Raw genomic sequence first — 18,665 nt, forward strand, 5'->3', positions numbered from 1 at the left:
GTAGGAGATATGCGTAAACGAGTAAGTATAGTTATCCTGGGTCTCCTGATGCTTTTTTCGTTGGCTGGTTTAAGTGGTTGTTCCCAAAAGAAAATGACAACTGATAGTTGGTCAACCATTAAACAAAACAAACGAGTTGTCGTTGGGCTTGATGATAGTTTTGTACCAATGGGTTTTCGGGCTAAGGATGGTCAACTAAAGGGCTTTGATATTGATTTGGCCCGGGCAGTTTTCAAACGTTACGGTATCAAAGTTGATTTTCAAACAATTGATTGGTCAATGAATGCCACTGAATTACGAAACCACACTATCGATTTAATCTGGAATGGTTACACCGTTACGCCAGAACGTAAACGTGTGGTGCGTTTTTCAGATGATTATTTGCAAAACAAGCAAATTCTTGTCACCTTGAAGAAAAATAATATCAATAGTTTTCAACAAATGAAGGAAAAAGAATTGGGTGTGCAAACGGGCTCATCTGGTTACAGTAGTCTTGAAAGTAATCCCAAACTATTAAAACAGTACATTCATAAGCAAACGCCAGTTTTGTACGATACCTTTAATGAGGCCTTTATTGATTTAAATGCTGGTCGAATTCAAGGTATGTTAATTGACCGCGTTTACGCTAATTATTATATTGCTCACCAAGCAAACCGAAAAGATTATCAAGTCACCCAAGGTAATTTTGCGCCGGAAAACTTTGCGGTAGGAATGCGTAAGTCTGATAAAACAATGCAAAAGAAAATTAACGCCTCACTGCGAGTTTTATATAAGGATGGGACAATCGCTAAGATTAGTCGTAAGTGGTTTGGCGAGGATGACACCATTAATCCTGCGAACTACGGTAATTAAGAAACGACCAAGTTTGTTTGCTAATTAAAAAGTGACTCTAAGACTGCTTATTGCAGCCTTAGGGTCACTTTTTAATTGCTTTTATTTATCTGCTTTAAAGAATGTTTTGTATAAACCGCGAACAGTGTTCTGAGCGTCTTTTTCACGAACACCAAACATAATTGAAACGGGTGAAGCACCGTGGTCAAGGGTAACGATAGAGACCCCGGATTGAGCGATACTATTGGTTGCCTTGGCCATCATTCCGATATGATCCTGAATGCCTTCACCAACAATCATAACCAAAGCGTAGTTATGAATGATTCGTAGATCGTCTGGATGAATGGCTTCACGAATATCATGCAATACTTTTGGCTCAAGCTCCGGTGTCAGTTCACTTTCCCGAATGATGACGGTGAGATCATCAATTCCAGAAGGGATATGTTCAAAACTGACGTGATGTTTGGCCAAGATTTGCAAAATAGTTGCAACAAAACCAACTTGTTTATTCATGAGGTATTTGCGAATATAAATACCTAAAAATCCGGCGTCACTTGCAATTCCAGAAATTGGTTTTTTGGCATCATAGATTTTACGTGCGGAAATTAGCGTACCAGGTTTTGTTGGCTGATTCGTGTTCTTTACGCGTACGGAGATCCCACCTTCAATTGCAGGAATCAATGCTTCGTCGTGAAAAACAGAGAAGCCAGCGTAAGACAGTTCACGCATTTCACGAAAGGTGAGATGATCAATTGGTTCAGGGTTCGGGACAATATGCGGATCTGCAGCATAAATTGCGTTAACGTCCGTAAAATTCTCGTACAACTCAGCCTTAAAGGCACGACTGAAGATGGCACCGGTAATATCGGAACCACCGCGTGAAAAAGTGCAGATATCACCGTTTTCGGTGTAACCAAAAAATCCGGGAATAACAAGTGTTGTCTTGCTTTTTTTAAAAGTGGCTAGTTTTGCGTAGCTTTCTTCCAGCACTTGGGCATCCCCAGGCTGATCACTAACAACTAGACCAGATTCACTTGGACTGAGGTAGTGACTAGGGACACCTAAATGGTTCAAAATGGCAGCAATCAATTTGGCGTTATTATCTTCACCGGCCGCTTTAAAGGCATCCAACAAGTAGGCATCATTTTTATAAGTTTGGTTGGGTAAATTTAAGATGTGCTCACTAATTGGCTGAAACTCACTTGCTGGTAAGTCAAAGCCAGTGGCAATTTCTTGATAGCGGGCTAAGATTTGTTGCTGAACTTCAGTAACGGGCTCTTTTGCGAGAACCAACTGTGCGTATTTAATTAATAGATCGGTTACTTTTTGGTCACCAGAAAAACGTTTACCAGGCGCCGAAACAACAATTACCTTTCGTTTACTATCTGCCCGGATGATGTTAATGACTTTTTGGAGCTGCGTGCTTGTGGCTAGCGAGCTACCCCCAAATTTTGCGACTTTCACAACCAATCCACTTCTTTCCCTAATGTTAAAATAAAATTAGTATTAGCATAGCAAAAACTCATAAGAAACGCAATTGGGATTAGAATCCGATTAGTTATTTTAGTTGACAAACGATCTGCTAAGCAATATCATAAAAGCGGTTTAATAATTAAATAAAGCAACACCACAGAGGGGAGCCTTTTTGGCTGAGAGTGATTCGTTCAGACCCTTAGAACCTGTTATGTTAGTACATGCGAAGGAATTTGTGGCTATTTGGTATCCCCCTCTTGTGGTTTGTTTTTTAATCTAAGGGAGGATTTTTTTATGTCAGATCGACGGTTACATATTTGGGTAGAAGGTGCGATTATTGCGGCAATGGCGATGGCCTTAGAGTATTTGCCACATTCTGTTGGACCTTGGGTTAATTTATCGTACGGTGTAATTCCAGTTGCAATTTTTAGCCTGCGTCGTGGGGCCAAAGCGGGACTGGCAACAGGCTTAGTTTGGGGATTGTTAGATCTATTTTTACGGGGCTTTGGTGATGGTGGATTCTTGAACCCACTACAAGGCGTTTTAGAATACCCCGTTGCCTTTAGTGTTGTTGGCTTGATTGGTTTGGGAGCAGCGCCACTACGACGTGCCATTATTGCTCAGGCACATAATCGTATTATTGGTATTGCACTGGGGTACACGTTACTAGGTGTAATCATTAAGTATTTCTGTCATTTCTTAGCCGGTGTCATCTACTGGGGTTCATACGCACCTAAAGGAATGAATCCATGGCTTTACTCCTTGGCCGTTAATGGCGGAAGTGCTTTAGCCAACACAATTTTATCTGGTGTTTTAATTGTTCTATTGGCTAGGGCTTCAGCACGACTATTCTCACCACGGGATACTTTTAAGGCTTTTACCGGTGCTAATTAATCGTTATTACGTATTCGTTGTCATTTCAATTATTTGAAGGCACAAATTAAGGGATTACAGCAAGCGTTAACGCTTGCTGTAATCCCTTTGCTGTACCACTTAAATCATTATTTTTAATCAGATAAACTAAAAGCTAATTATAATAAGCCTAGTGAACCGACCGCGCCAAGAACGACACCGCCAACGGTTGCAAAAAGCATGATCCAAATAATAACTTTCGTCAACTTTGTAAATGTACTGGTTTCTTTTTTCATTTAGGTCCCACCTCATAGCTTAATTTTACCAACAGTTTAACGTGTTTAGCCCTAGAATGCAATCGATTAAAAGAAATTTCGCTTTCGTAGCCAATAGCCTGATAGCCAGCAAATGATTAAGGTAATCAGCATGATTAGGCTAAAGGCATGGGCAAAGGCGGCACCAGGAAGTTTAACGTTCATCCCATAAATACCACCGATTATTGTTGGAATTGTTAAGATAATTGTGATTGATGTTAAAACTTTCATAATAATATTGAGGTTATTGGAGACAACAGATGATACCATATTATTGTATTCATCGAGAATGGATTTTTGACGGAAAGTCATCGTTTGGGCCTGATCGCTTTCAATCATAACGTCTTGGAGCAACTCTGAAAATGGATCACTTTCAAAATAGAAATTGGTTGTTTGTAGTTCATTTAATAAATGTTGATTACGTTTTAAGGCAATTTGAAATTGAATTAGACTCTTTTGCATGGCGGTTAGCTGGTAAAGCTCATTGTTACCACTGGCAACTGATAGAGATTTTTCAAGGTGCGCCATTTCACTGCCAATTTGTTCTAAGTAACTAACGTAACTGTGACAGATATACCATAACAAATGTAGCGCAAAGTTTTCGTGTTCATTAGTATTAACGTGGTACGCCTTACGAACAATAAAGTCCTGGACAAATAACGCTGGACGATTAGTTACGGTAATTAGTGCTTGCGGCGTTAAAATGATTGCAAAAGGGTAGGTTGTTAGTTCACGGTAGCCTAAAGGGCTAATTGTTTCGTGGGGAAAATGGAGTAAGATTAAGGCTGGTTTTTCATCAGTTGCTTGGTCAATTCCCTCAGCACGGGGATTTTCACGGTCATCCAAAACGGCGGTTAAGTAATCGCGGGGGACGGAAAAGTGGTCAACTAAGCTTTCAACTTCTGCAGGTGTTGGCGCCTCAACGTGTAGCCAGCAGTTTTTTTGTAAAGTGGTGGTTGGTCTTAACGTGCCATCAGTGGCTGTATAAAAACGTTCAATCATTGGTAACCCTCCTTGGTTCTTTTTACCATTATAACTAACTATTCAAGAAAAGACTTTACGTTAAGAAAAACAACGGTAAAATTATAGCTAGAAAGTAGGTTGATGATGGTAACAATAATTATTCTCATTTTGCCGGAAGTTGCCTTAATGTTCGGCTTGGTCGTTCACCACTTATTACCACAGGTACGGCTTAATCCGATTGATTTAATGACACCTTTCTTGTTAATAGCCTGTGAGCGAGTGATTAAGTTGCAACTAAATTACGCCGCCACTAGTTTAATTGTCATCTTGGTCATGTTGGTCGGCATTTTTGCGGCAATCTTTTTGGCTGTCCAGCGAGGCGAAATTATTTACCGAACTTTTTTTAAATTTTGGTGGCGCCTAGTGTTCGTTTTCGGTCTCATCGGCTATTTAGGTTGTCTAGTGTTATTACTAATAAGGTAAAACGTATTCAAATAAGATTCCCCGTGTTTTCAGCGGGGGTCTTATTTTTTTAGGTTATTGAAAAGGCCAGTAAATGCTTTTTAGGCGTTTGTTAGTGGTGGGGGCAATGATTAAGTTTGCTAATTATTGCTTAAATTTGTTTAAAAAGAAGTTTTTATTTGGCCAAAAATGAGTGTTAGGCCCTATTAACAGTGGATTTAACAATTTTAGGTATGGGTATGGTAGAAAGTGGGGGGATGTGGTAGACTAAATTTGTGCACAAATAGAGGTGAAGGCAATGTTCATGGGCGAATTTCATCATACGATTGATCAAAAGGGACGATTAATTATTCCAGCGAAATTTCGTGATGGTTTAGGGACAAATTTCATTCTTACACGTGGTATGGATGGTTGCCTATTTGGGTACCCAATGAATGAGTGGCAAATTTTAGAAGGAAAATTAGGAAAATTGCCATTAACTAAGAAAGATGCCCGTGCCTTTGTCCGTTTCCTCTATTCTGCAGCAACGGAATGTACACTTGATAAACAAGGCCGAATTAATATTCCGCAGGCGCTAACCAAGCATGCGGGCCTAACTAAGCAATGTGTTCTAATTGGAGTTTCTAACCGAATCGAAGTTTGGGATGAAACTAAGTGGGAACAGTTTAGTGATGACGCCGAAGAGAATTTTGATGATATTGCCGAGAATTTATTGGATTTTGACTTTTAATTTTTAGGAGTAATTAGAATGGCCTTTACGCATGAAACAGTTTTATTAAATGAAACGGTTGCTAGCCTGCAGCTTAAGCCCAATGGTGTTTACGTTGATGCAACGTTGGGCGGTGGCGGACACAGTGAATTGATTCTTTCTAAGTTAGCTAAGAACGGTCATTTATTTGCTTTTGATCAAGATGAAGAGGCCATTACCAATGGAAAAGAACGGTTGGCACCTTACGTTACCAGCGGTCAAGTAACTTTTATTAAGGATAATTTTCGTAATTTAGGTCCGGCCCTGGCCCAACATCAAGTAAAGCGGATTGATGGTATTATTTATGATTTAGGTGTTTCTTCACCACAATTTGATGAAGCTGCGCGGGGGTTTAGTTATAAGCTAACGGCGCCGTTAGATATGCGCATGGACCAAAGTGCCGCTTTAACGGCCCGCGAGATTGTTAATGATTGGCCTTACGCTGACTTAGAGCGAATCCTTTATCGTTACGGTGAGGACAAGTTTGCTAAGCGGGTTGCACGAGCAATTGAACGTGATCGTACAGAGACGCCCATTGAAACAACCACTCAGCTGGCAGAAATTGTGAAACACGCAATTCCAGCCGCTGCTCGGCGAAAGGGTGGTCATCCAGCTAAGCGAACGTTTCAGGCAATCCGCATTGCTGTTAATGATGAGTTAGGTGCTGCTGAAGAATCACTTGAGGCAGCAATTAATCTGTTAAACGTTAATGGCCGGATTGCGGTTATTACGTTCCAATCATTAGAAGATCGTTTGGTTAGAACCATTTTTCGTGATCATGCGCGGACACCAGAAATTCCTCGTGGCTTGCCAATTATGGGTGCCGGGGAACAGGCCGAACTTAAAATCATTGCCAAAAAGCCAATCTTACCAACGGCCACGGAAATAGAAAAGAATCGGCGTTCAAGAAGTGCACAGTTGCGTGTAGCAGAAAAACAAGTACAAAAATAAACGAATTTGAATCAAGGATGTGGATGAGTATGGCAGATGAAAGTGCAGCAAGAGATTTCTCTTCATTAGCGGACCCGGTAGCCCCAAGTGTGACCCAACCAGATATACATATACAAGAAACACCACAGGTACAGCCAGTTGCCACGCCAGCGAGTCACGTCGCCATTTCCGCTTTTGAGCGGACTTTGATGGTTACGTTAGGCATCGTCTTGGTATCGCTTTGTACAATGATTGTTTCTAGTAAAATTGCAGTGTCTACAGCACAACAGCACTTGCAAGATATTGGTCAGTCGGTTACGGCACTCCAATTACAAAATACAAATTATAAGCAAGAAATTAATGAGTTAATGCAGTCTAATCATTTAAATGATGTTGCTGCACGTGATGGTTTGTCCTTAAATGAAGCAAATATAAGGAATGTTAAATAGATGAAGTCTTCCAAAAATAAACGATTGATAAATAAAAGGAATCCACGCCGTAACCGCCAAATCATTGGTGGTGCGTTTCTTTTCGCCGTGGTAGGCATCTTCCTTTTATTTATCTTTCGTTTTTCTTATATCGTAGCAAACGGCAAAATTGATGATCAAAATTTGACCAAAAAGGCTGAGGCGCTTTACCAAGATGACAGTGTCCTCAAGGCAAATCGCGGGACTATTTTTGATGCCATGGGTAACCCGATTGCGGAGGATTCAACCTCTTATTCCATTTATGCTGTTATTGATCACCGGTATACGGGGTCAAATGATAAGAAGTTGTATGTAACCAATAAGAATAAAGTAGCAACTGTTTTAAGCCAGTACTTGCCCATGAGTAAAAAAGATATTTTAAAAACTTTGAATCCACAAAATAAAAAAACGTTCCAAGTGGAGTTTGGGACCGCGGGTCAGGGGTTATCCTTGGCTATTAAGCAAGAAATTGAAAATCATAACTTGCGGGGTGTCTATTTTACCGAAACACCGGCACGCTTATACCCTAATGGTACCTTTGCGTCGCACCAAATTGGATTGGCACAGCAAAGTACGACCACTAAAGCAGGATCCAGTACAACTGCGTTAACGGGTGTAATGGGAATCGAAAAAAGTTATAATAAAATTCTTAGTGGTACGAATGGGGTTAAGCAAGTTAAGAAAGATTCTTACGGTTACCAGCTACCCAATACTAAGGTTAAACAAAAGGCCGCCAAAAATGGTAGTGATGTTTATTTAACGATCGATTCGCGCTTGCAATCATATTTGGAAACACTATTGACTAAGGCCCAAACTAAATATGATGCTAAAGGGTTTAACGCCATTTTAATGAATCCCAAAACTGGTCAGATTCTGGCCGCTTCCCAACGACCAACGTTTAATCCGCAAACTGGCGCTAGTCTCGGAAGTTTTTGGCGGGATACACTTACTGAAGATGCTTACGAACCTGGTTCAGTTATGAAGGTCTTTACGTTGGCATCGATTATTGATGCTGGTAAGTACCCACCTAATTCGTACTATACTTCTGGTCAAGTGCAAGTTGGTGGAAGTACCATACATGATTGGAACACAACTGGTTGGGGCTCAATTCCTTATTCCCAAGCATTTCCACGTTCAAGTAACGTTGGTTTTGTCCATCTAGAACAAATTCTTGGAGAAAAAGAGTGGTTGGAGTACATCAAAAAATTCAAATTCTTACAATCAACCAATTCTGGTTTGTCAGGTGAATCTTCAGGGAGCATTCAGTTTAAGAGCGCTTCTGATCAAGCAATCACGTCATTTGGTCAAGGAATTAATGTAACAGCGATGCAAATGATGCAAGGCTATTCAGCAATTGCTAATAATGGTAAAGAGATGAAGCCACAGATAATCGATAAGGTTGTTAATCCGGCAACTGGTAAAACGACAAAGTATAAGCCAGTGACGGTGGGCCATCCAGTTAAAAAGAGTACCACGAAGCAAGTTTTACAAGATATGCAGGATGTTGTTTATAAAAATTATGGGACTGGTGCAGTTTATAAAATACCTGGTTACCGAATTGCAGCAAAAACTGGGACCGCCCAGATTAGCGCTGGTAACGGTGGGGGTTACCTAACGGGAGATAATAACTACATCTTTTCTGTTGTTGGAATGGCACCGGCAAAGAATCCGCAATATGTACTTTACATTACGATGAAACAGCCGCAAAATATGACAGAGTCGCCTGAAAAAATCTTGTCGGAAATTTTTAATCCAATGATGAAGCGAGCACTGGAATATAATCAAGGCAAGACAACTAAAACGGACCAGGCAACCATGCCGAAGGTTAGCGGTGAAACCGTAAGTACTAGTGTATCTGCTTTGACCAAGGCCCAGTTAAAACTTGTTCAGATTGGGACTGGAAATACAGTTGTGCAACAATTACCACAAGCTGGTGAAAAGGTTTTGAGCAATCAACATGTTTTTGTCATGACTAATGGTGCCATGACGATGCCAGACATGACTGGTTGGTCTAAAAGCGATGTTCTAAAATTTGCGGAAATTACGGGTAAATCGGTAAAAATCAGTGGAACAGGCTACGTTACCAAACAAGATCTAGCTGCAAAAAGTCTACTAGATTCGACTAAGGAAATTACAGTTACACTACAACCATGATAAATTAGGGAGTTTTAAAACGTATGCAATTTACAAAGATGTTAATACCAGTTGTCAGTAGTTTTGCGTTAACTTTCATTGTAATGCCGTTATTTATTGGCTATTTTAGAATGAAAAAAGAGGGTCAAGTTATTCGGGAAGAGGGCCCCTCTTGGCACGAAAAGAAATCAGGGACACCAACTATGGGTGGCCTTGTTTTCTTAATTGCAAGTGTTATCTCAACAATTTGGGTTAGTTTATGGCAGCATCAAATGACCTTGAGCAGTTGGATTACCTTGTTTATTCTTGTTTTATATGGCAGTCTGGGTTTTATGGACGATTCAATTAAGCTTTTTGAAAAGCGTAATTTAGGGTTGCGCGCTTGGCAAAAATTGTTGGGACAGATTATTGGCGGCGTTATTTTTCTGATTGTCTATGTTCACGAAGGCTTTCCACTATCGATAAACGTTCTTGGACTTGGATCATTACACTTAGGGGTCTTATATTTACTCTTCGTCCTATTTTGGTTAGTCGGATTTTCTAACGCGGTTAATTTAACTGATGGTCTAGATGGCTTAGTGGCAGGGACAGCGGCGATTGCCTTTGCAACCTACGCAATTATCGCACAGCATGAGGGCCGAACCGATATTCTTATTTTCTGTTTAACAATTTTAGGCGGTTTAATTGCGTTTTTCTGGTTTAATCATAAACCGGCCAAAATATTTATGGGGGATGTTGGCTCGCTTGCATTAGGTGGCGCGCTTGCTGCTGTATCAATCCTGTTACACCGCGAATTGTCCTTATTACTTATTGGCCTGATTTTTGTGATTGAAACGGCTAGCGTCATGATTCAAGTCTCAGTCTTTCACTTAACGGGTAAGCGTGTCTTTAAAATGACGCCAATTCATCATCATTTTGAAATGTTAGGTTGGTCAGAATGGCGTGTTGTTTTAACGTTCTGGGCTTTTAGTCTCGTTTGTTCAATTCTGTACTTAAGTTTGTTCTTATAATTAAAATGTAAAAAGGGAGTCTTAATTTTGAAACGTGTAACGGACTATCAAAACAAAAAAGTCCTTGTCTTAGGATTGGCCAAAAGTGGGGTTAATGCAGCACGCTTGTTAGCCAAACTAGGCGCGTTAGTCACCGTTAATGATAAAAAGAAGTTTGATGACAATCCTGATGCCCAATCCCTGTTAGCAGAAGGAATTCGGGTTATCACGGGCAGTCATCCATTAGCCTTACTAGATGAAGACTTCGTATTGATGGTAAAAAATCCTGGTATTCCGTACACCAACCCGTTAGTTGCTGGTGCTATTAAAAAAGGAATTCCAATTATTACTGAACCTGAACTTGCCTATGAAGTATCTGAAGCGCCATTAATTGGTGTTACCGGGACAAATGGTAAAACAACAACAACAACAATGATTTCATTGATGTTAAATTACGGCCGCCAAAAAGGACAGGCCTATGTTGCCGGCAATATTGGTGTTCCAGCAAGTGCGGTTGCGCAAAAAGTGACGCCAGATGATGTGATGGTGACCGAGCTTTCAAGCTTTATGCTCATGGGAATTACTAAATTACGGCCGCAGATTGCTGTTTTGACTAATATTTATACTGCCCACATTGATTATCACGGTAGCCGTGCGAACTACGTTAAAGCAAAAATGCGGATTGTAATGAACCAAACAAGTGAAGACTTCTTTGTTGTCAATTGGGATAATTCAGAGTGGCGGGAATTAAGCAAACAAACAAAGGCACAAGTAGTTCCATTTTCACGTCAGGATCTTAGTGAAGATGGTGCTTATGAAAAGAACGGGGTACTTTATTTTCGCGGCGAGGCAATCTTAAAGGCCAGTGAAATTAAGGTCCCTGGTGAGCACAATGTTGAAAATGCCCTAGCTTCCTTGGCCGTTGCTAAGTTGAGGGGCCAAAGTAACGAGGCAATTGCTGAAGTTTTACGAACCTTTAGTGGTGTTAAGCATCGTTTACAATTTTTGACTGAATGGCAGGGCCGTCGTTTCTATAACGATTCTAAAGCAACTGATATTGAGGCTACCCAGATGGCCTTAAATGGTTTTAAGCAGCCCGTTGTGTTGTTGGCTGGTGGACTTGACCGTGGCTTTAGCTTTGATCGATTAGTTCCTGAACTTAAAAAGCACGTTAAAGCAATGGTTCTTTTTGGTGAAACAGCGGAATTACTAAAAGCGGCCGGTGAGCAAGCGGGAATTACAAATATTAAATTAGTTCACGATGTTGAAACTGCACTGCCAGTTGCTTATGCGCAGAGTCAACCTGGTGACATCGTGTTGCTTTCTCCAGCTAATGCTAGTTGGGACCAATACCCTAACTTTGAGGTACGCGGACAACTATTTATAGACGGTGTGACTAAATTAATTAAAGAAAATGGAGGACACTAAGATGCGAGTTATTTTCTCTGGTGGTGGTACAGGTGGCCACATCTATCCTGCCCTGGCCGTCATTGAGCGAATGAAAGAACGTCATTTAATTGATGAATTATTATACGTTGGTACAAAAAAGGGCTTAGAAAGTAAAATTGTACCTCAAAAAGGAATCCCCTTTACAGCAATTGAATTACAAGGTTTTAAACGTTCTTTGTCACTAGATAATATAAAAACAATTACTTTATTTTTAAAGAGTGTTCGGACGGCAAAAAAGCTTATTCGCCAGTTTAAGCCCGATGTGGTTGTTGGGACTGGTGGTTACGTGTCAAGTGCTGTCTTGTATGCGGCGGCGCGGTTACATATTCCGACGGTTATTAATGAGCAAAATAGTGTTGCTGGTATTACTAATCGCTTTTTAGGTCACTTTGTTGATAAAGTATCCATTTCATTTCAGGCAGTTGCTGATCAATTTCCGGCTACCAAGATTGTATTGACGGGTAATCCGCGGGGGCAACAAGTTGCTGGTATTAAGCCCAATGATCGTTTGAAAGATTTTGGCCTGCAACAAGCACCAACGCTACTTATTTTTGGTGGTAGTCGCGGTGCCGCCCGAATCAACCAGGCGTTTTTAAATGCCTTACCACAGTTGAATGAAAAAAAATATCAAGTGCTATTTGTTTCTGGACAAGTACATTTTGCTAAAATTCAGGCAAGCTTGAAGGATCAACAGGTCAATTCCAATATTGCAATTGTTCCTTACATTGATGATATGCCAACTATTTTGCCTGATGTGGCAGTGATACTTGGTCGGGCAGGAGCAACTTCACTTGCCGAAATTACGGCACTTGGTATTCCTTCAATTTTAGTTCCAAGTCCTTATGTGACAAATGATCACCAGACAAAAAATGCTCAAAGTCTAGTTGATAAAAATGCCGCACGCCTGGTGACGGAAGAACAATTAACGGGAGAAACATTAGTAACGGTTAGTGATGACTTAATGCAAAATGAAACCAAACGTCAAGAAATGGGCCAAAACGCTAAGGCGATTGGTGTACCAGATGCGGCCGATCGTTTTATTAAAGTTATGCAAGATTTAATTTAAGGATGTGATGCAGATGAGGAAAAAATGGCTGAAAAAAAATAAGCAAAAAAAGATACCAGATGATCCAGCGTCTGCATTAACGCCCTGGGAAACCTACCAAAAAAAGCAGAAACAGCAATCTAAGAAAACAAATACAATTGAAAGTAAACTACCACGATTGAAAGAGCTGCGGCACCATCATCTAGTTAATCGTTTAGTAATATTACTTGTGACTTTTGTTATTATCATATTGGTTGCGGGCTATTTTGTATCACCGATAAGTAAAGTTGGCAATGTCCAAGTTGCTAATAATGGTAAAACAACACTTTCAACGCAAAGTGTTATTGATGCAAGTGGCATCAAAGCAAGTGATCTCGTTATTAGCACCATGCTCCACCAAACTAAAATTAGTCAACGGGCCAAGCAGGCAGAACCAAAAATAAAGCAATTCAGTTTGTCAATATCTGGTCTTCACAGCGTGACGCTGCACGTTACAGAATACAAAACAGTTGGGATTTTATTGAAGAACAATCGGTATTACCCCATCTTGGCGAATGGTCGTGTAACAAGTTCAGGAAGTGGCCATCAGATTGCTGGTAATTACTCCGTCTATAGTAATTTTAAACGTCAGCAAACTTTACAAAAAATGGTTCAGCAATATAATCAATTGCCAAGTGATGTTCAAAATGGAATTTCCGAAATTCATTTTGCCCCAACTAAGTTAAATCCAAAACGAATTCATTTATACATGAACGATGGTAATCAGGTTTATGCGACCTTAGAAAGTTTCAGTAAAAAAATGCGCTATTATCCTTCAATTGCAAAGCAAATGAAGAAAAAGGGTGTTGTTAATTTAGAGGTCGGTGCATATTCTTACCCGTTTAAATAAAGAAACGTTTTAACACGCATGCTAACGCGAAATAGGACTTTTAAAAAGCGGTTTAAATGTGTTAATGTTTAACTATATAGTATAAATTAAATAAATTTGAAAGTAACTAATTTCAAGGAGGTTCCACAACTTATGGGAAACACTGGCATATATGTTGGGCTTGACATTGGAACCACCTCAATAAAGGTCATTGTCGCAGAGTATATTAAAGGGCAAATGAATGTTATTGGTGTGGGGAGTGAACGCTCCGAAGGCTTGAGTCGAGGTGTTGTAGTAGACATCGATAAGGCCGTAACCGCCATTCAAAAAGCTGTAAAGCAAGCCGAACAAAAAGCAAATATTGATATTCATGAAGTAACGGCTGGTATTCCAGCTAATTTATTGGAGATTGAACCCTGTCAAGGCATGATTGCAGTGGCAGATGAATCAAAAGAGATTAACGATAGTGACGTTAAAAATGTAGCAGCTGCTGCATTAGTTCGTAACCTACCACCTGAACGTGAGATTCTGACTGTTTTACCAGATGAATTTGTGGTTGACGGTTTTGATGGAATTAAGGATCCACGGGGAATGCTAGGCGTGCGGTTAGAAATGCATGGTATGTTATTAACGGCACCAAAGACCGTTATACATAATATGCGTAAATGTATCGAACGAGCTGGTTTAACGCTGGTACAGTTAGTTGTTAACCCACTGAGTTTGGGCCGGTTGGCACTTAGTGATGGTGAACAAGATTTTGGAACGGTCTTAGTTGATCTTGGTGGCGGTCAAAGTACAGCCGCTGTTATTCATGATCACAAGTTAAAATATACTTATGTTGATCAAGAAGGCGGCGACTACATTACCAAAGATATTTCGGTCGTTTTAAATACTTCCTTTGATAGTGCCGAAAAAATCAAACGGGATTATGGTTATGCAGATTCATTGCAGGCTTCTGAAGCAGAATCATTTCCGGTTGAAGTTGTTGGTCAGGATGCACCAGTTACGATAAGTGAAAAATATTTGGCAGAAATTGTTGAGGCTCGTTTGACTCAGGTTTTTGAGCGAATGAATAAGGCGCTAGAAAAGATTGGCGCGTTTGATTTGCCTGGGGGTATTGTTATGACTGGCGGTGTTACGGCGTTACCAGGCATCGCTGAATTGGCTAGCGATATTTTTAAGCATAACGTTAAACTCTATATTCCTGATGAGATGGGGTTACGCCATCCTTCTTTCGCACAGGCTTTAAGTCTGATTAGTTATACGGCAAACCTCGGTGAAATTGATTTGCTTGCACAAAGTGCTTTAGGTGGTAATCTAAAGACAGTACCCAAAGCAACAGTGAAAAAACAGGAAGAGCCGGTTGTGGAAGCAACAACTGAAAAACAAACGACGGAAAAGAAGGAAAGTTTTTCCGGTATTCGTAAGTTTTTAAGCAATTTCTTTGAGTAGATGACAGCAGAACCTTATAGGAGGAACAATTTATGGAATTTTCTTTAGATTCAAATCAAAATACAGGCGCCATAATTAAAGTCATTGGTGTTGGTGGTGCCGGTGGCAATGCTGTCAACCGGATGATCTCAGAGGATGTCAAGGGCGTTGAATTCATTACGGCTAATACTGATGTTCAGGCGTTGGATAGTGCCGATGCAGAAACAAAAATTCAATTAGGACCGAAGTTAACGCGGGGACTTGGCGCAGGCTCAACACCTGAAATCGGCCAAAAGGCTGCCGAAGAAAGTGAAGAATCATTAGCAGAGGCTTTAAAAGGTGCAGATATGATTTTTGTTACTGCTGGCATGGGTGGTGGTACCGGAACGGGCGCGGCACCAATTATTGCCAAAACGGCTAAGGATTTAGGTGCTTTAACAGTTGGTGTTGTAACCCGGCCATTTAGTTTTGAAGGACCAAAGCGGGCCAAAAATGCTGCCGAGGGCATTGCTGAAATGAAGCAGCATGTTGATACGTTAGTCATTATTTCTAATAATCGGTTACTAGAAATTGTTGATAAAAAGACACCTATGTTGGAAGCCTTCCATGAAGCAGATAATGTACTGCGTCAGGGTGTTCAAGGTATTTCTGATTTAATCACATCGCCTGGCTACGTTAACTTGGATTTTGCTGATGTTAAAACAGTTATGCAAAATCAAGGATCTGCGTTGATGGGAATTGGTTCTGCTACTGGTGAAAATCGTACGGCCGAAGCAACTAAAAAAGCTATTTCATCACCATTATTGGAAGTTTCAATTGATGGCGCAGAACAAGTATTATTAAATATTACCGGTGGCCCAGATTTATCATTATTTGAGGCGCAGGATGCTTCCGATATTGTTTCACAGGCTTCAACAAGTGACGTCAATATCATTTTTGGGACTTCAATTAATGAAAATCTTGGTGATGAGGTCGTAGTTACTGTCATTGCAACTGGGATTGATACGAATAAAATTCAAGGTAACCGTCGTGGAGAACAGCGGTCTGAACAGGCTTTACGGTCAACGAATAATTCAACTGATAAACAGACCCCACCAGAACATAATAAGACCCAAACAACTCGAAGTCGTCAAACATCAAGTAAAAGTGATGATCCGTTTGGTAACTGGGATATTCGTCAGGAACCGACACGGCGGCAGTCAACTAATAATGATGACAGTCTAAATGATGCACAAAAACCAGATTTTGATGTTTTCCGGCGGACGGATACAGCAAATGACGATCAAGACAATTCTAAGGATGATGGTAATGGCTTAGATACACCACCATTCTTCAAACGGCGTCGTAATTAGATAAAATCCGGATTATTTAAGGCTTAACCAGATTCAGGTTTGCTCTCATTAAATAAGGGATGAGTTTCATGACAATTGGCAAAAATATTGCTGTAGTTAAAAAATCGATTGATCAGGCAATGGTGACGGCCAACCGGCAAGATCAAGTCACTTTAATTGGTGTAACAAAATATCATTCGGTTGGTGAGGCCCAGCAGGTAGTCGCTGCTGGAGTAACTAATCTTGCTGAAAATCGGCCGGAAGGTTTGGCTGAAAAGCAATTGGCCTTTAAAGAAAACCACGATTTAAAATGGCACTTCATTGGTTCATTACAAAAACGTAAGGTTAAAAAAGTCATTAACCAGATTGATTATTTGCATTCCCTTGACCGAGTAGAATTGGCAACAGAAATTCAGAAGCGAGCAAACCAGCCCGTAAAATGTTTTATTGAGGTCAATGTATCCGGGGAAGAGAGTAAATCTGGTGTTTCGTTGGCTAACGTTGTACCATTAGTGCAGGAAGTCAAGCCAGATGACAAGGTTCTAGTTGTCGGCTTAATGACAATGGCCCCTAGAGATGCAAATGATGAGCAGTTACATCGGCTTTTTCATCAACTTAAGTTAAAACGGGATGAGGTACAAGCTTTAGAATTACCAACTGCACCTTGTCGTGAGTTAAGTATGGGGATGAGCCATGATTATCAGATTGCAATTCTTGAGGGTGCAACTTTTGTCCGTGTTGGGACGGCTTTATTTGATGCCTAAGCTCACTATTAACTAAAATTGGGGAGGAACCGTGATGGCTAGTAAATTTAATTTAAGTAAGTTTTTTGGAATGACGGATGATGCAGATGATTATATTGCACCAGCACCCAAAACGACTGTTAGTACAAAAACTAATCAGGCACTTCAACCCCAAACACCAAATTTACGAACAACTAATAAGCAAAAGGTCGTTCCAATCACTGCTGGACCGGCTAAGGCAAGTAAAATAGTTATTTTTGAACCCCGAATTTATTCGGATGTTAAGGAAGTTGCAACACATTTAATGAGCAATCGAGCAGTCGTACTTAATTTTAAACGAATTGATCAAGCACAAGCAAAACGGATTGTTGATTTCTTGAATGGAACTGTATTTGCAATTAACGGTGAAATCGAGCGAGTTGGTGAAGAAATTTTTCTTTGTACGCCAGCTAATTTTGAAGTTGATGGCAATCTGTCCGATGTGTTACGCCAAGATGGTTTAAGTTAGTATGCTCCTCAGGCTAAATTAAAGGAGGAACAGAATTGGTAGCTTTCATTAGCGGACTTTATTATATCTTGGATCGGGCAATTTACCTGTACATGATACTTTTAATGATTTATGTTTTAATGTCTTGGTTTCCAGGCGCTTATCAATCACGGTTGGGTCAACTAATGGGGCGAATATGTGAGCCCTTTTTAAATATTTTTTACCGTATTATTCCGTCAATTGGTGGGATTAGCTTTGCACCTTGGGCCGCGTTCATCGTACTTTGGTTGGTCCAACGTGGGTTATATTTTTTGGCTGTTGTTTTGATGCGGCTTTTCACGTAAGAGAAGGGGTTGAAAAAGATGGATAGCGTGGTCTATCAGCATTTTCGTAAAGAAGAGGCACCATTCATTGACCAGGTTGCTAGTTGGGTGCAAGACGTTGAAGATCAATACCGGCCCTATTTATCAAATTTTTTAGACCCGCGGCAACAATTTATTGTTGAGTCGCTAATTAGTGCCAAAAGTGATTTACGTTACCAATTTGGGGGTGGCTACACTGATGCTGAGCGAAAGCGAGTGTTAATTTTTCCGGATTATTTTGAACCCGTAAGTGATGATTTTGAAATTCAATTATTTGAAATTCGTTATCCACAAAAATTCACACAGCTCTCTCACGCTAAGATATTAGGAACCTTAGTTAATGCCGGTATCAGTCGTGATGTTTTCGGTGATATTATGACGGATGGTAATCGGTGGCAGTTTTTTGTTGAAAAGAGTATGGTTGATTACGTGACTCTTCAGATTACTAAGATTGGGCGCGTAACTGTTCATCTAGAAACCGAGGATTATACGGAATTATTGATTCCTAAGGATGCTTGGCAAATTGAACAAGTAACAACTAGTTCTTTACGAATTGATGCTTTAATTTCGTCAGTTTATAATATTTCGCGACAGCGTTCGAAAGAATTAGTGGAAAATGGTAAAATAAAACTGAATTGGCAAGCCTTTGAACGGCCTGATTTTGAACTTGGTTTACTAGATATTATTTCCGTGCGCGGATTTGGACGAATTCAACTGCGCGAGATTGAAGGTAAAACTAAAAAGGAGAAATACCGTTTACAACTTGGCATTTTAAGAAAATAGTTTT

Annotated in this window: 20 protein-coding genes and 1 riboswitch; of the genes, 17 read left to right on the forward strand and 3 right to left on the reverse strand. The window is 40.3% G+C overall.

Going from position 1 to position 18,665, the window contains the following annotated elements; translation table 11 throughout:
- Positions 1-9 precede the first annotated feature (9 nt).
- Positions 10-852, forward strand: a complete 843-nt coding sequence (locus EKM98_RS02020) for an amino acid ABC transporter substrate-binding protein (RefSeq protein ID WP_125980216.1) — start codon at positions 10-12, stop codon at positions 850-852.
- A gap of 81 nt (positions 853-933) precedes the next feature.
- Here the strand turns inward: EKM98_RS02020 and EKM98_RS02025 are convergent, their stop codons facing one another.
- Positions 934-2,295 (reverse strand): aspartate kinase, encoded by a 1,362-nt coding sequence (locus EKM98_RS02025; RefSeq protein ID WP_125980218.1) that lies wholly within the window; start codon positions 2,293-2,295, stop codon positions 934-936.
- 159 nt (positions 2,296-2,454) lie between these two features.
- Positions 2,455-2,554: riboswitch (TPP riboswitch) on the forward strand.
- A 44-nt stretch (positions 2,555-2,598) separates the two neighbouring features.
- Here EKM98_RS02025 and thiT point away from each other — a divergent pair.
- On the forward strand, positions 2,599-3,198 hold the full coding sequence (thiT, locus tag EKM98_RS02030; protein WP_125980220.1) for an energy-coupled thiamine transporter ThiT: 600 nt from the start codon (positions 2,599-2,601) through the stop codon (positions 3,196-3,198).
- A gap of 137 nt (positions 3,199-3,335) precedes the next feature.
- Here thiT and EKM98_RS02035 read toward each other — a convergent pair whose 3' ends face one another.
- Complete coding sequence (locus EKM98_RS02035; protein ID WP_075168894.1) at positions 3,336-3,452, reverse strand: DUF4044 domain-containing protein; 117 nt, start codon at positions 3,450-3,452, stop codon at positions 3,336-3,338.
- 66 nt (positions 3,453-3,518) lie between these two features.
- Entirely contained in the window at positions 3,519-4,472 is a 954-nt protein-coding gene (locus tag EKM98_RS02040; RefSeq protein WP_125980222.1) for a magnesium transporter CorA family protein, read from the reverse strand.
- Positions 4,473-4,574: 102 nt separating this feature from the next.
- Here EKM98_RS02040 and EKM98_RS02045 point away from each other — a divergent pair, with 102 nt between their 5' ends.
- The 15 genes from EKM98_RS02045 (at position 4,575) to EKM98_RS02115 (ending at position 18,661) form a co-directional block, all read left to right on the forward strand.
- Positions 4,575-4,916, forward strand: coding sequence for a DUF3397 family protein (locus EKM98_RS02045; RefSeq protein ID WP_125980224.1), 342 nt, complete (start codon positions 4,575-4,577; stop codon positions 4,914-4,916).
- Between the two features lie 277 nt (positions 4,917-5,193).
- A complete protein-coding gene (mraZ, locus tag EKM98_RS02050) occupies positions 5,194-5,625 on the forward strand; it encodes a division/cell wall cluster transcriptional repressor MraZ (RefSeq protein ID WP_125980226.1) in 432 nt (143 codons plus the stop codon).
- Positions 5,626-5,643: 18 nt separating this feature from the next.
- On the forward strand, positions 5,644-6,594 hold the full coding sequence (gene rsmH, locus EKM98_RS02055) for a 16S rRNA (cytosine(1402)-N(4))-methyltransferase RsmH (RefSeq protein WP_125980228.1): 951 nt from the start codon (positions 5,644-5,646) through the stop codon (positions 6,592-6,594).
- Between the two features lie 29 nt (positions 6,595-6,623).
- Complete coding sequence (ftsL, locus tag EKM98_RS02060; protein ID WP_125980230.1) at positions 6,624-7,022, forward strand: cell division protein FtsL; 399 nt, start codon at positions 6,624-6,626, stop codon at positions 7,020-7,022.
- Positions 7,023-9,194, forward strand: a complete 2,172-nt coding sequence (locus EKM98_RS02065) for a penicillin-binding protein (RefSeq protein ID WP_125980232.1) — start codon at positions 7,023-7,025, stop codon at positions 9,192-9,194.
- A 23-nt stretch (positions 9,195-9,217) separates the two neighbouring features.
- Entirely contained in the window at positions 9,218-10,183 is a 966-nt protein-coding gene (gene mraY, locus EKM98_RS02070; RefSeq protein ID WP_125980234.1) for a phospho-N-acetylmuramoyl-pentapeptide-transferase, read from the forward strand.
- 27 nt (positions 10,184-10,210) lie between these two features.
- Positions 10,211-11,590, forward strand: a complete 1,380-nt coding sequence (gene murD, locus EKM98_RS02075; RefSeq protein WP_125980236.1) for a UDP-N-acetylmuramoyl-L-alanine--D-glutamate ligase — start codon at positions 10,211-10,213, stop codon at positions 11,588-11,590.
- Position 11,591: 1 nt separating this feature from the next.
- A complete protein-coding gene (gene murG, locus EKM98_RS02080) occupies positions 11,592-12,677 on the forward strand; it encodes an undecaprenyldiphospho-muramoylpentapeptide beta-N-acetylglucosaminyltransferase (RefSeq protein WP_125980238.1) in 1,086 nt (361 codons plus the stop codon).
- Between the two features lie 13 nt (positions 12,678-12,690).
- Positions 12,691-13,545: a cell division protein FtsQ/DivIB gene (locus tag EKM98_RS02085; RefSeq protein WP_125980239.1), complete on the forward strand. Its 855-nt coding sequence runs from the start codon at positions 12,691-12,693 to the stop codon at positions 13,543-13,545.
- Positions 13,546-13,677: 132 nt separating this feature from the next.
- Positions 13,678-14,976 carry a cell division protein FtsA gene (ftsA, locus tag EKM98_RS02090; protein WP_125980241.1) on the forward strand — a complete coding sequence of 433 codons (1,299 nt, stop codon included), beginning with the start codon at positions 13,678-13,680 and terminating at the stop codon, positions 14,974-14,976.
- A 32-nt stretch (positions 14,977-15,008) separates the two neighbouring features.
- On the forward strand, positions 15,009-16,307 hold the full coding sequence (gene ftsZ, locus EKM98_RS02095) for a cell division protein FtsZ (protein WP_125980243.1): 1,299 nt from the start codon (positions 15,009-15,011) through the stop codon (positions 16,305-16,307).
- A 68-nt stretch (positions 16,308-16,375) separates the two neighbouring features.
- Positions 16,376-17,050, forward strand: coding sequence for a YggS family pyridoxal phosphate-dependent enzyme (locus EKM98_RS02100; RefSeq protein ID WP_125980245.1), 675 nt, complete (start codon positions 16,376-16,378; stop codon positions 17,048-17,050).
- Positions 17,051-17,084: 34 nt separating this feature from the next.
- Positions 17,085-17,537: a cell division protein SepF gene (locus tag EKM98_RS02105; RefSeq protein ID WP_068280373.1), complete on the forward strand. Its 453-nt coding sequence runs from the start codon at positions 17,085-17,087 to the stop codon at positions 17,535-17,537.
- Positions 17,538-17,572: 35 nt separating this feature from the next.
- Positions 17,573-17,860, forward strand: a complete 288-nt coding sequence (locus EKM98_RS02110) for a YggT family protein (protein WP_100071314.1) — start codon at positions 17,573-17,575, stop codon at positions 17,858-17,860.
- A gap of 18 nt (positions 17,861-17,878) precedes the next feature.
- A complete protein-coding gene (locus EKM98_RS02115) occupies positions 17,879-18,661 on the forward strand; it encodes a YlmH family RNA-binding protein (RefSeq protein WP_125980246.1) in 783 nt (260 codons plus the stop codon).
- Positions 18,662-18,665 lie beyond the last annotated feature (4 nt).

This window comes from Loigolactobacillus iwatensis, from assembly GCF_003950295.1.
In the GTDB taxonomy this organism is placed as follows: Bacteria; Bacillota; Bacilli; order Lactobacillales; family Lactobacillaceae; genus Loigolactobacillus; species Loigolactobacillus iwatensis.